The sequence below is a fragment of the Ciceribacter thiooxidans genome (genome assembly GCF_014126615.1).
In the GTDB taxonomy this organism is placed as follows: domain Bacteria; phylum Pseudomonadota; class Alphaproteobacteria; order Rhizobiales; family Rhizobiaceae; genus Allorhizobium; species Allorhizobium thiooxidans.
On record NZ_CP059897.1, the window covers coordinates 492,453 to 504,695 of the forward strand.

The 12,243-nt window shown below is 61.4% G+C and carries 10 protein-coding genes and 3 pseudogenes; 7 read left to right on the plus strand and 6 right to left on the minus strand.

Annotation, left to right across the window (positions count from 1 at the left end; genetic code table 11):
- Positions 1-49: 49 nt before the first annotated feature.
- The 4 genes and pseudogenes from H4I97_RS20290 (at position 50) to H4I97_RS20305 (ending at position 4,719) form a co-directional block, all read left to right on the plus strand.
- A pseudogene (locus tag H4I97_RS20290) lies at positions 50-2,034 on the plus strand (xanthine dehydrogenase family protein molybdopterin-binding subunit).
- Positions 2,031-2,912 (plus strand): NAD(P)-dependent oxidoreductase, encoded by an 882-nt coding sequence (locus H4I97_RS20295; RefSeq protein ID WP_182308762.1) that lies wholly within the window; start codon positions 2,031-2,033, stop codon positions 2,910-2,912. Before H4I97_RS20290 ends, H4I97_RS20295 begins: the two are co-directional and overlap by 4 nt.
- Positions 2,913-2,935: 23 nt before the next feature.
- The gene (locus H4I97_RS20300; protein ID WP_182308764.1) at positions 2,936-3,541 is read left to right on the plus strand and encodes an SRPBCC family protein; all 606 of its coding nucleotides are present in this window, start codon (positions 2,936-2,938) and stop codon (positions 3,539-3,541) included.
- 2 nt (positions 3,542-3,543) lie between these two features.
- Positions 3,544-4,719, plus strand: a complete 1,176-nt coding sequence (locus tag H4I97_RS20305) for a M20 aminoacylase family protein (RefSeq protein WP_182308766.1) — start codon at positions 3,544-3,546, stop codon at positions 4,717-4,719.
- 567 nt (positions 4,720-5,286) lie between these two features.
- On the opposite strand, the gene H4I97_RS20310 is transcribed toward H4I97_RS20305, so the two are convergent.
- From H4I97_RS20310 to H4I97_RS20335, 6 genes and pseudogenes are all read right to left on the minus strand, one after another.
- A complete protein-coding gene (locus H4I97_RS20310; RefSeq protein WP_148171087.1) occupies positions 5,287-5,490 on the minus strand; it encodes a cold-shock protein in 204 nt (67 codons plus the stop codon).
- Positions 5,491-5,725: 235 nt separating this feature from the next.
- Positions 5,726-6,358 carry a class I SAM-dependent methyltransferase gene (locus H4I97_RS20315; RefSeq protein ID WP_182308768.1) on the minus strand — a complete coding sequence of 211 codons (633 nt, stop codon included), beginning with the start codon at positions 6,356-6,358 and terminating at the stop codon, positions 5,726-5,728.
- Between the two features lie 20 nt (positions 6,359-6,378).
- Positions 6,379-6,534, minus strand: a pseudogene (locus tag H4I97_RS20320) (nuclear transport factor 2 family protein); the annotation flags it as partial.
- A 33-nt stretch (positions 6,535-6,567) separates the two neighbouring features.
- Positions 6,568-7,167, minus strand: a complete 600-nt coding sequence (locus H4I97_RS20325) for an NADPH-dependent F420 reductase (protein WP_182308770.1) — start codon at positions 7,165-7,167, stop codon at positions 6,568-6,570.
- 31 nt (positions 7,168-7,198) lie between these two features.
- Positions 7,199-7,951 (minus strand): SDR family NAD(P)-dependent oxidoreductase, encoded by a 753-nt coding sequence (locus H4I97_RS20330; protein ID WP_182308772.1) that lies wholly within the window; start codon positions 7,949-7,951, stop codon positions 7,199-7,201.
- Positions 7,952-8,000: 49 nt separating this feature from the next.
- Positions 8,001-8,735, minus strand: coding sequence for an SDR family NAD(P)-dependent oxidoreductase (locus tag H4I97_RS20335; RefSeq protein WP_182308774.1), 735 nt, complete (start codon positions 8,733-8,735; stop codon positions 8,001-8,003).
- 226 nt (positions 8,736-8,961) lie between these two features.
- Between H4I97_RS20335 and H4I97_RS20340 the strand changes: the two genes are divergently transcribed.
- From H4I97_RS20340 to H4I97_RS20350, 3 genes and pseudogenes are all read left to right on the plus strand, one after another.
- The gene (locus tag H4I97_RS20340) at positions 8,962-9,858 is read left to right on the plus strand and encodes a LysR family transcriptional regulator (protein ID WP_182308776.1); all 897 of its coding nucleotides are present in this window, start codon (positions 8,962-8,964) and stop codon (positions 9,856-9,858) included.
- A gap of 193 nt (positions 9,859-10,051) precedes the next feature.
- Positions 10,052-10,669: pseudogene (locus H4I97_RS20345) on the plus strand (tyrosine-type recombinase/integrase); the annotation flags it as partial.
- 261 nt (positions 10,670-10,930) lie between these two features.
- Positions 10,931-11,809 (plus strand): NmrA family NAD(P)-binding protein, encoded by an 879-nt coding sequence (locus H4I97_RS20350; RefSeq protein ID WP_182308780.1) that lies wholly within the window; start codon positions 10,931-10,933, stop codon positions 11,807-11,809.
- Positions 11,810-12,243 lie beyond the last annotated feature (434 nt).

A 12,243-nucleotide genomic window follows, 5' to 3' on the forward strand; every position in this document is an offset into this window, starting at 1 on the left:
TCGCTATGTTGCCGAGGATGCGGCAGAGCTGGTCGAGGTCGAGTACGAGGTGCTGCCGGCGATCGCGTCGTTGGAGGGCGCTTTTGCGTCGGACGCAGCGCTCGTCGACGAGACGTTGCCTTCGAACATCGTTTCGCACCAGACATTTTCTGCCGGAGACATCGCTCAGCGCCGTGGCGAAGCTCATGCCGTGGTCGAGGCCTCCTTTTTCCAGCATCGCCAAACCCATGTGCCAATGGAGACGCGTGGATGCGCCGCCGTCTGGGACGCAGGGCGCGAACATCTGACGTTTCATATCGGCAACCAAGTCCCGCACCCCCTCAGGAGCCAACTGGCCGCCCGGCTTGGACTCTCGGAGAGCCAGGTCACGGTCATGTCGCCCGACGTGGGCGGGGGTTTGGCCAGAAGATCGCGCTCTACCGCGAGGAACTGACCGTTGCCGCGCTCGCGCGCCAGCTCAATCGCCCGGTGCGGTGGCGCGAGGACCGCACAGAAAATTTGATGGCGGCAAGTCACGCGCGGGAGAATCTGTGCCACACCCGCGCTTCCGTTGCCGCGGACGGGCGGATCCTCGGGCTTGAACTGGAGATCACCGAGGATTTCGGTGCGTACTGCTTCTATCCGGCTAACTACATGTCGCGCGTCGTCGCGATGATCCTGACAGGTCCCTACCGGATCGAAGACTATGCCTTCGAGGTGAAGATCGCGCTCACGAACAAATGCGGCAACGGGCCGATGCGGGCGCCGATGGCGATTACCAGTTGGGTGATGGACGGAACGATCGACGCCGTCGCCCGCCAGTTGGGTCTCGATCCGCTGGCGGTCCGGCGGATCAACATGCTGCGGCCCGACGATCTGCCCTATCGCATGGCGACCGGCGAAGTGCTGGAGGACATCACTCCGGCCGGGACGCTCGAAAGCGTGGTCGAAGCGATAGACTATGAGGCTTTCCGTAAACGCCAGCAGGCGCTCAGGGCCGAAGGGCGGTATGTCGGGCTCGGGCTTTGCACCGTGGTAGAATCCACAACCTATGGATCGGCCTTCTACAAGTCGACCGGCATTCCCGGCTCGGGGCACGAGGCGGCGTGGGTGCGGATCGAGCCGAGCGGGGTGGTCAATGCATCCGTTGGACTCGGCGCGACGGGGCAGGGCTATGAGACGGCTATGTCTCAGGCCGTGGCCGAGGGCCTGGGGGTGGACCCATCCAATGTCAGGATCCAGATCGGCAACACCGATGTGGCTCCCTATGGCATGGGAAGCCGTGGCGCACGCGGAGGCACGGCGGGTGGCGGCTCGCTATACCTCTGCGCGCAGAAGGCCCGCGACCAAGTACTGCGGATCGCCGCCCACAAGCTTGGTCTCAATTCTGCGCAAGATATCCGCCTGCTCGACGGGCAGGTTGAGCGCCTGATCAATGGCGAATGGAACGGGACGGGTCTGTCGCTCACCGATATCGCCCGCACGGCCTATCTCGATCCGACGAACCTGCCCGAAGGGGTGGCGCCAGGGCTCGATTTCTCGCTGACCTATGATCCACCGCCGATGACCTATTCCAATTCATCCCATGCCTGCGAGGTGGAGGTCGACATCCGAACCGGCACGCTCAACATCGCCCGCTACGTGGTCTCTGAGGATTGCGGCACCGTGATCAATCCGATCGTGGTGCGTGGCCAACAGCAGGGAGCGATCGCCATGGGCCTGAGCGGCGCGCTGCTGGAGGAGGTTGTCTACGACGAGAACGGGCAGAATCTGTCCGCGACCTTCGCCGACTATCTGGTAGCCACAGCCTGCGAACTGCCGAATTTCGAGATCCTGCACCATCACACGCCGAACAAGCGCACGCCCGCCGGCATCAAGGGCATGGCCGAGGGCGGCGTGATGGGAGCGATCGGGGCGGTGACGAATGCGATCAATGACGCGCTGGCGCCCTTTGGCGTGGTGGCGGATCGCCAGCCGCTTTCTCCACAATATCTGCGGTCGTTGCTGCGTGAGCGCAGCTTAATGGCCCTGCCAGAAGGACAAAAACTGACATGAACGTTACGAACGGCAGGAAAAAGGTCGGCTTCATCGGGCTGGGGATCATGGGGCGCAGCATGGCCGGCCATATCCTCGACGGTGGCCATGAATTGCATGTCTACAACCGGACCCGCAGCAAGGCGGACGAACTGGTCGCCAGGGGTGCCATCTGGCACGACACGGCGGGAGACGTTGCCGCCGCGTGCGACGTTGTGATCACGATCGTAGGTTATCCGAAGGACGTCGAGGAAACCTATCTCGGCGCGGGCGGCGTCGTGGACCGGGCAAAGGCCGGGATGATCCTCATAGACATGACGACATCGAGCCCGACCCTTGCGGGCGAGATCGCGGCCAAGGCAGCGGAAAAAGGAGTATCCGTGCTCGATGCGCCGGTTTCCGGCGGCGATATCGGTGCAAGGGCGGCCAAGCTTTCGATCATGGTCGGCGGCACCGAAGAAGCCTTCGCAGCGGCGCTCCCGCTGTTCCAACTCATGGGCGAGAACATTGTCCACCAGGGCGGTCCAGGCGCCGGGCAGCACGCCAAGATGTGCAACCAGATCGCCATTGCCGCGACCATGCTCGCTGTCAGTGAAAGCCTTGCCTACGCCAAGGCCTCCGGGCTCGACGCGAAACGGGTCCTGTCGTCAATCGGCACCGGTGCGGCGTCGAGCTTTCTGCTCAACAATCTCGGCCCGAAGATGCTCAACGATGACTATGCGCCCGGCTTCTATGTCCACCACTTCATCAAGGACATGTCGATCGCGATCGACGAAGCCGAGCGCATGAAGCTCGATCTGCCGGCGCTGGCGCTAGCGAGGCAGCTCTATGAAAAGCTGGCGGCAGGCGGATTTGGCGAAGAAGGAACCCAGGCGATCTTCAGGGTCTACGGAAACTAGACCGCGCAAGAGGGAAGACGGCAATGGAATTTGTTGGCGAACACGTGATCCCAGCGGCCATCGACAAGGTCTGGTCGGGGCTCAACGATCCGGAGACCCTCAGGCGCAGCATTCCCGGCTGCACTGAAATGCTGCAGACGGGCGACAGCGAATTTACGGCCTCCGTGGTCGTGAGGGTAGGCCCGGTTTCTGCCACCTTCAAGGGCAAGGTGGAATTGGGCGATCTCGATCCACCGCACGGCTATACTTTGTCGGGGCGGGGGCAGGGCGGCCCGGCGGGTTTTGCCAAGGGTTCGGCCAGGATCCGCCTGACGCCGGAAGGCGAGGGCACGCGGCTGGCCTATGTCGCCGATGTCGATATCGGCGGCAAGCTCGCGAGTGTCGGCGGACGGCTGATCCAGAGCGTTGCCAAGAAGAATGCCGATGATTTCTTTTCGGCCTTTTCCAGCGTCGTCACCGGGGGGAACGGTTTGTCGGAGAGGCGGCAGCGGGGTGCGGGTGCGCTTGGCGCCGCTGCGCCAGGTGGAACACATGCTGGTGGCGGGCACATTGCGCTGATCGACCGGGTCGCCTGGCTGCTCGTCGGAACGGCGCTGGGAGTGGCTGGCACATTGTTTTTTGGAGCATAGCGATGAAGGTTTCCGATAGCGTCAAGGCGCTCGAACCGCGCCTGATCGAATGGCGTCATGACCTGCATGCCCATCCGGAAACGGCCTTCGAGGAACACCGCACCGCGGCCTTTGTGGCACGGGAGTTGCGGGCCGCCGGTCTCGAGGTTCACGAAGGCATCGGCAGAACCGGCGTCGTTGCCGTGCTGCGCAATGGCGACGGACCGTCGGTCGGCCTGCGGGCCGATATGGATGCCCTCGACATAACCGAGACGGCGGGGGTGCCCTATGCATCGACGACGCCGGGCAAGATGCACGCCTGCGGCCATGACGGCCATACCGCGATGCTGTTGGGTGCGGCCTGTCATATGGCGGCCAATCCGCCGAGCCGTGGCACCGTGGTCTTCATCTTTCAGCCAGCCGAGGAAAATGAAGGCGGCGCCCGGGTCATGGTGGAGGATGGCTTGTTCGATCGTTTCCCGGTCGACTGCGTTTTCGGCATGCACAACTGGCCCGGACTTCCGGTCGGGCAGTTCGCCCTCCACAGCGGCGCCATGATGGCGGCGCAGGACAATTTCGAGCTGAAGATCATCGGCAAGGGCTCCCATGCCGGCATGCCGCATCAGGGCATCGATCCGATCCTGGTGGCCGGCCAGGTCAACACGGCCTGGCAGGCAATCGTCAGCCGTACATTGAGTCCGGCTGACGCGGGGGTCATCAGCATCACGCAGATCCACGCCGGCGACACCTGGAATATTATTCCCGAGAGCGTGCTGGTCAGGGGTACCGCACGCTCCCTGTCGCCCGACGTCCGCGACCGGCTGGAGGTCGAGATGGGGCACCGGGCGAGGCTGATTGCCGAAACCTTCGGCGCACGGGTGGAATTCGACTATCAGCGGCGTTACCCGGCCACCATCAACACGTCGGCGGAAACCGATATCGCCCGTGCTGCATCCGAAGCCGTGGCCGGCGAGGACGCCATTCGTCAGGACATGCCGGCGAGCATGGGGGCGGAGGATTTTTCCTTCATGCTGCAGAAGAAGCCGGGCGCTTACATCTGGATGGGGAATGGCAGCGCCGAGAGCGGGCGCAACCTGCATAATCCCAATTACGACTTCAACGACGAAGCGCTTATCGTCGGTGTGCAATACTGGATCGAGGTGGCGCGCCGGGCGCTTGGGAGGAACAGCGTGGCCTGATGGTCTGCATCCCCGCCATGATTCCAGTTGTGTACGTTACGTCCGAATGGCCAAACTCAGGTCTTGCGAACGACACTTGTTGAATGTGTCCAGCATCTTCTTTCACGATCAGCATGCGACGTGAAAGAGGCCTCCGTTCTGACTGTGGTCGACACTTCCAAGCGTCATGTGCCGGTGTTTGATCCCAAGCATCGTTGTTGTGGTGAACATAAAAGCCTGGAACGCTCAGTTTCACCCAGGCACTCACCGCTGCCGGATGATGGTTAAGTCGCAGGTCATCTGGCGCGGGAACAAGGCAGAACCCCGCCTCCACCAGTCCCGACATGCCACCTCTAAAGCGCCAGCCGGAGTTGCGGTTCTAGTGGTGACGCTCGCCGTTCCAGCGAGGACAGCGCTGATCGTCTGAACGAATGATGTTTCGACGAAGCGGAATTTAGCTGAGCGCGAGAACGATAAACCGCTCTTATCGCGTGGTTACAAAGAGGGTCGCCAGTTCTGTTCCCTTCAAGGCGAAGACGATCCCATTGGCCCCGATCTCGCGTTTTCAACGAGACCGGGGATTTGATTTCAGAGGACGCTAACGTTCTCAGCCTTCGACTTTCCTGTCTTACGGTCTTGGCCCACGTCGTAGCTGACCTTCTGGCCATCGGTCAGGGAAGCGCCGAAGCCTACAGCCGAGATGTGGACGAACACATCCGGTCCACCATTATCCGGGGTGATGAAGCCGAAGCCCTTGTCCTGAGCGAAAAACTTTACGGTACCAGTTGCCATCTTTATCCTCTTTGATTGGAAGCGCCGAAAAGCATTAACGATCGGACAGGCGCCCAGCAAGGCATTTTTGGTCCGTGGCCATGCGGGAAGATGCGGGCTGACGGCCTGGCGCCTTCAAGCTTGGCCCTTGCCAGCTCTCCAGCGAGTTCCGCAAGCTGACGTTGCTGCAGACTGGCGCAGTCGAGCATTATTCTGGCATCCTTGGAAGGTCGACTTGACGTTGCGCCGACCTCTGTCAGGGCTTCACGAATCGATATGCGAAGCGATCGGTCTCGCCCTTGATCGAGGGATCGAAGACCTTGGTCGCGTGTGGATCGCTCCTGTTCGCCAGCAGGGCGCTTTCCGCATCCAGTACGAAGCCCGCAGCCTCCACCTCCTCGCACACGGAGGCAGGGTCGATGCGATGCAATGACTGGGCATCAGCTGTGCCGGCCCCGGCGGCGGCGGCGTGATCGATGATGACGTAGAAACCACCTGGCTTCAGCCGTTCATAGACAGCTCGATTGAAGTCCGCAGCCGTCGCCCCCTTAGCCTGCATCAGCGCGGTGTGGAGATCGTGGTAGAACAGGTGCAGCCACAGGACGTCCGCTGGCTGCGTCATCTCCGGCATTGCCACGAGGTCCGCTGAGACGGCTTCGACGTTTTCCCTGCCAGGCTCTTGCGCGAGCGTTCGCATGAGGCCGACCGGATCGTTCTTGAAGTGCGCGAGTTCGGCCGGCACGAAGCTGGTGACTCGACCTTCGGGTCCAACGATCTCGGAGAACAGGCGCGTCCACTCGCCGCCGCCTGGATAAACGTCGATGACGGTGGCGCCCGCATCAATGCGTGCGAACCGGATCAACTCGGATAGTTTGGATTGGTCGTACATCGGAATCTCCCTTACGGTTGGGCGTGTCCGCCGTAGGTTCCGGCCGGCGGCCAGTCCTTGCCCGGAATGATCCACTCAATATCCCCGGTGACCAGCGCCAGCAGAGCCTCCCTGTCGCCGCGGCCGATCGCGGCGAAGAAGTCCTTCACGGTCCGGATGTTCTTTTCAATGCTCATGGTAGTGTCTCCATTTCTCGGCTGTGGTGTCCATCAGTCGAACTTCACCAGGTCCTTGAAGATCAGATGACCCCAGCTCTTTCCGCGCGCATGGACCAGCAGCCCGCCTTCCGACAGCCCGCCAAGCTTGATCGGCGCGAAGCCCAGATTTTCCGCGAGCGTACCAATCTCCGCCGCAGCGTCGTCATCGTCGCTTGCTAGGAACACGGCTCTTCTGCCACCATGCACGGCCGGATCTTGGGCAAGAATGGCAGCGCCCAAGTGGTTGAAACCCTTGACCAGCCTTGCACCACGGAAGGCTTGCGCGACGAATTTGGAAGACGACTGTCCTCCCAGGTCCTCGGGTGGCACGCCATAGGCATTGGTCACATCGATGATCGTCTTCCCTCGCCACGTGGGAAGCGCCTTCGCGACATCCGCATGCGCCTCGAAACGGACGGCTAAGAAGATGACGTCCGCCTTGATGGCGTCCGTCAGCGTTTTGGCAATAGCCTTGGGCCCGATCGCGGCCGCATCAGCAGCAAAGCTTTCCGGGTCGCGCGTCGTTGCAACGATCACTTCTATACCGTTGCGTGCGAAGGCCTTGGCCAGAGCTCGGCCGATATTGCCGAAGCCGATAATTGCGTAGCTCACAGTGCTTCTCCGATCCTGTGTTGATTCTGGGTCAGACCTGCGCCCAACCACCATCGACGGCGAGATCTATACCGGTGATGTAGGAGCTTTCATCGGAGGCGAGGAACGTGAGCGCAGCCGCAATTTCCTCTGCCTTTCCCCTGCGACCCATTGGGATCTGTGAGGTAAACTGGGCGACCGCCTCCTCGGCTTGCTCAGCGGTGAGGCCGGTCGTTGTCGCCAAGGCGGGAGTCTCGATCGCGCCGGGGCTCATCGTATTGACGCGGATATTGCGATCCTTCAGCTCCTGGGTCCAGGACCGGGAGAAGCTGCGGACAGCCGCCTTGCTTGCTGCGTAGGCGCTGAACGCTGGCAGCCCCATCACATTCGAGACCGAAGAGTTAAGGATGATCGATCCGCCGTCCTTGAAGAGTGGAAGTGCCTTCTGCACCGTAAAGAACAGACCCTTCACGTTCACATCGAAGGTCTGGTCAAAATGGTCCTCAGTAGCTGCCGCGAGCGGCGCGACCGTTCCTGCGCCCGCATTCGCGAAGAGAATGTCGATGTGACCATGTTTCTCCTTCACGGTGGCGTAGAGCTGGTCCAGATCTTCCAGGCGCGAGACGTCGCCCACGACTGTTGTCACGTTTTTCGCGATAAGGACCGCGGCCTCTTGTAAGACTTTCTCGCGCCGCCCAATGATCACGACCTGCGCACCTTCTTCCACGAAACGCTTGGCCGTGGCCAAACCAATCCCGCTGCTTCCGCCCGTGATGACTGCGATTTTGCCTTCGAGTGCTTTCATAATCTTTGTCTTTCGCTGTGTGTGAGTTAGGCACGGAACTGTGCCGGGGTCAGAGTTGGGCCAGGCCGCCGTCGACGGCGACTTCGCTGGCGGTCATGAAGCTGCTGTCGTTCGACGCGAGGAACGCGGCCACGGCTGCGATTTCCGCGGGATCGGCCATGCGCTGGAGCGGGGTCATCGCGCCGTAGGCCCTCTGGCCCTCCTCTCCCAGCGCTTCCTTCGCGAGCTCGGTCGCCGTCGCCCCGGGCGATAGTACGTTGACCCGGATACCCGTACCCTTCAGGTCCTCCGCCCAGGTGCGTGCGAGATTGCGCACGGCTGCCTTGCTGGCGCTGTAGGCAGTGAAGGCCGGCGCGCCGGTGGTCCCGGCACTCGATCCCGTCAGGATGATCGAGCCGCCCGGACCCATCAGTGCTAACGCCTTCTGGACCGTGAAGATCGTACCCTTCACATTGGTGTCGAAAGTGTCGTCGATGTGCTTGGTGGTAATCTGGCCGAGAGGAAGCGGGCTTCCGGCCCCGGCATTGGCGAAGAGGATGTCGAGGCTTCCGCGCTCGGCTTTCACCGCCGCGTAGAGCCGGTCCAGATCGGACTCATCCGAGACTGAGCCCTTTACGGCGCGGGCATTGGGGCCAAGCTCGGCCACAGCGGCGTCGAGTGCTTGCTGCCGACGGCCGTAGATGAAGACGAAGGCATCTTCCTCGATAAAGCGCTTTGCAGCGGCGAGGCCGATACCGGTGGCGCCGCCCGTGATCACGGCGGTCTTTCCATTCAATCTGGTCATGTCGTGCGGTCCTTCTGTCGTTTCTCGGGTCATCGCTTTGCGGAGACATCCTCCGGCAGCCTCGATATGGGTTCGCCGGCGCCCGGCGGTGAGTGCGCATTCGCGCGCATCCATGGTGCGAAAACGATCCACTTACTTGAGCATACGCAGTGACGATCACGCGCAATCCGTCCCAATATGGTAGGCTAGCGTCTGGAAGCCGCTCCATGCGGCGCGGGAATGGACCATGATCGACTGGGATGACGTTCGTTACTTTCTTGCCGCTGCGCGTGGCGGTTCAGTGCGGGCTGCCGCCAAACGTCTGGCCGTGAACCACGCGACGGTGCTGCGACGCATTGCCCAGCTTGAGGAGCGCCTCGGGACGCAGATGTTCGAAAAGCTGCCTTCAGGTTACCGTCTGACGGCTGCGGGCGAGGAGGTCCTCGAGTTCGCGAACCAGATGGAAGCCTCGTCGCACCAACTGGAGACGCGCGTCTTCGGGCGCGATCAGAGCGTACGCGGGCTTCTGCGAGTGACGCTGCCCCCGTTCCTCGCGACACACCTGCTCATGCCAGATATCGCCGATTTTGCGCGTCTGCATCCGGACATCGAGATGGAGATCGTATCGACTGGCGACGTCGTGAATCTGACCAACCGGGAGGCGGATGTGGCGATCCGGATGGTCTCTAATCGCAAGACCCTGCCGCTCAATCTTCATGGCCTGAAAGGTCCGGATCTGCTCGCGGGAGTCTATATGTCCCGCGATCGACTGGCCGCGTGGCATGCGGGTGCGCCGGATCCAATCCGGCCCATCGTCATCGGCGGTCAGGCTGTTCCGGACTGGATCGCCGAAGGGGAGGTCCCCGTCACAGGGGTTCCGTTCAGGACGCCGGATGCGGATGCGCAGATCGCTGCAACAAGGCAAGGGATCGGCATGACCAGACTGCCCTGTTTCGTCGGAGATGCCGATCACCTGCTGGCGAGAGTTCCGGGCATCGAACTCGATGCACCTGCGACGATCTGGCTTCTCACGCAGGGGGAGACACGCAAGACGAAGCGCGTGCGGCTTTTCACAGAGTTCATATCCCACCGGCTCGCCGCGTACGCTCCGCTCCTCGCCGGGCGGTCCATATCGCCCGGCTGACGTACCGTGCCAAAGGCCACAAATGGGCTAGGGAGATTGCGGTTGGAGATTGGCCTTCGTAAGGGGACATGCTGCGGAGTGGCCGCTCTCCGTGAAATCGTAACGCACAGCGGACCGTCGCGAGTGCGGCCCCCTCGATAACCTAAAAGCCTAAGCGTTCTTCCCTCGGCCATGGTGGCCAAGGAGAACTGAAATGGGTACCGCACAATATGATCCTGCCGCACTCGGCCGACCGGCTTGGAACGCCGGTCGACAAGTCGGCGTCAAAGAGCCCCTGAAGCAGCGCCAGATTTGGGCAATTCGCTTTTTCCTGGACCGAGAACGACGGATTAGAGATCATGCGCTGTTTGATCTCGCCATAGACAGCAAGCTCCGCGGGTGCGATCTCGTCAAGATCAAAATCGGGAGCCTGGTCACGGGCAAGGACATTCGAAATCGTGCAATGGTCGTGCAGCAGAAGACTGGACGTCCTGTACAGTTCGAGATGACGACCGAGGTCAGGACAAGCCTGCGTGTCTGGTTTCAGCGGCGAGGAGGTACAGTTGATGACTATGCCTTTCCCAGTCGAATTGATCACGCAGAACATCTCAGCACTCGCCAATACGCCAGGCTGGTCGATGAGTGGGTCACCGCGATCGGGTTTCGTCGGGAAGATTACGGCACGCACTCTCTTCGACGCACAAAGGCTGCGATGATCTACAAGGCCACCGGCAACCTTCGTGCGATACAAATCCTGCTCGGACACACCAAGATCGAGAACACCGTCAAGTACTTGGGAGTCGACATAGAGGATGCGTTGGAACTGGCAGAGCATAACAGAGATTTGAAGTGTGCGGCCCCGCGCCGAGCGGGGCCGTCGCTTTCAGCGGAAGCAACTATGCGCCAAGAGCGGTCATCACGAGAAGCCGCTATTCGATTGCATTGCCGAGAGTCAGGTTGAGGCGTAAGCATCCGGCTGGCCTGGATTGGGCAAGGCCGATCACGACGCTTTCCTCGCCGCAACCATTACCACGGGTGCGATGCCGGCAGTTTGTTTCCCTAATTCTTGGACATCGCAACAGGGGGATGGAGCATGTTTACGATCATCGGAGCCGCCGGCAATGTCGGCTATTCAACGTCATCGGCCCTGCGCCGGGCGGGTATACCAGTCCGGGCAATCCTGCGCGACAGGACAAAAGCAGCGCGGCTGAGCGACATCGGCTGCGAGATTATTACCGCCGATTTGCATGATGCCGCCGCCCTAGCCAAGGCGATCGACGGTGCCAACGCCGTGCAAATCATCATGCCGGTGTCGCCACGGGCAAAGGACCCGGCTGACGGTCTCCGGCGCTCGATCGAAAGCCTGTTCGAGGCGATGGCCCAGGCACGCCCGAAGCAGGTGCTGGCAATCTCCGATTACGGAGCCCATGTCGCCGATGACATTGGGATGCCCAGCATGTTCCGCGACCTAGAGGTGCGGCTCGCCCAACTCGAAACCCAGCTGCTTGTGCTGCGGTCGGCCGAGCACATGCACAACTGGGGGCGCGTCATCCCGATGGCTGTCGCCTCCGGCATTTTGCCGACCTTTCAGGATCCGGTCGACATGGCGCAGCCGACGATCTCCGCCCATGACCTTGGCCTGATTGCCGCCGACCTCCTGCTGCGACCCGAGAGCGGCAAGGAGTTGGAGGTTATTCATGCCGAGGGACCGCACAGATATAGCGCGAACGACGTTGCGGCGGTGGTGAGTCAACTCTCGAGCCGGGTCGTGCGCGCTCGGGCGGTGCCCCGGTCGCAGTGGCAGGCGATGTTCGAACGCACCATGCCGTCAAGCCTTGCCAACCTGCTGATCAAGGCCAACGACGCCAAGAATAAGGGTGGTCTGGTCGAAATTTCGCCGAACGCCGGTGACGTTCGCTATGGCCCTACGTCATTGATAGATGCACTGCGGCCGCTTGTTCTGCCCGAGTGACCTCGAGCCGAGACCGCCAACCGAACCAGTTGCAGAAACAGTTCAGCATTAGCTTAGGACGATGTCCTCTATGGACCGAACCCGGAGCACTGGCGGTAAAGACAATGATGTTCGCTTGTCTTGGTGATGCCCCGGCAGCGGAACTTCAGCTTGCGGCCCCAAAGTGGTCATCCGTCCGGCGTAAGATCCCAAACTGTGAGCGAAGCGGACAGCTTGGGTTACGGTTTGATAGGGGGCCGTAGGTTCATATCCTCTCAAGGCGAATACCAGCGCGACAGGAGGAAGAACGCATTCCAGCCCCCTACGATAAAAGGAATAAGCTGGGTCCCCCAGCCAAATCGTCCTCTTTGAAAAAGCCAATATTTGTGCCCTCCGGGTACTCTTTTCACAAGATGTGCAAAGACAGGTGGTGCATCTCTTCGAATCTGTGCTAT

Coding starts and splice junctions, on each gene's coding strand:
- H4I97_RS20300 (WP_182308764.1), top strand. CDS start 2,936: ATGGAATTTGTTGGCGAACACGTGATCCCAGCGGCCATCGACAAGGTC.
- H4I97_RS20330 (WP_182308772.1), bottom strand. CDS start 7,951: ATGAAAGCACTCGAAGGCAAAATCGCAGTCATCACGGGCGGAAGCAGC.
- H4I97_RS20350 (WP_182308780.1), top strand. CDS start 10,931: ATGTTTACGATCATCGGAGCCGCCGGCAATGTCGGCTATTCAACGTCA.
- H4I97_RS20335 (WP_182308774.1), bottom strand. CDS start 8,735: ATGACCAGATTGAATGGAAAGACCGCCGTGATCACGGGCGGCGCCACC.
- H4I97_RS20305 (WP_182308766.1), top strand. CDS start 3,544: ATGAAGGTTTCCGATAGCGTCAAGGCGCTCGAACCGCGCCTGATCGAA.
- H4I97_RS20295 (WP_182308762.1), top strand. CDS start 2,031: ATGAACGTTACGAACGGCAGGAAAAAGGTCGGCTTCATCGGGCTGGGG.
- H4I97_RS20310 (WP_148171087.1), bottom strand. CDS start 5,490: ATGGCAACTGGTACCGTAAAGTTTTTCGCTCAGGACAAGGGCTTCGGC.
- H4I97_RS20315 (WP_182308768.1), bottom strand. CDS start 6,358: ATGTACGACCAATCCAAACTATCCGAGTTGATCCGGTTCGCACGCATT.
- H4I97_RS20340 (WP_182308776.1), top strand. CDS start 8,962: ATGATCGACTGGGATGACGTTCGTTACTTTCTTGCCGCTGCGCGTGGC.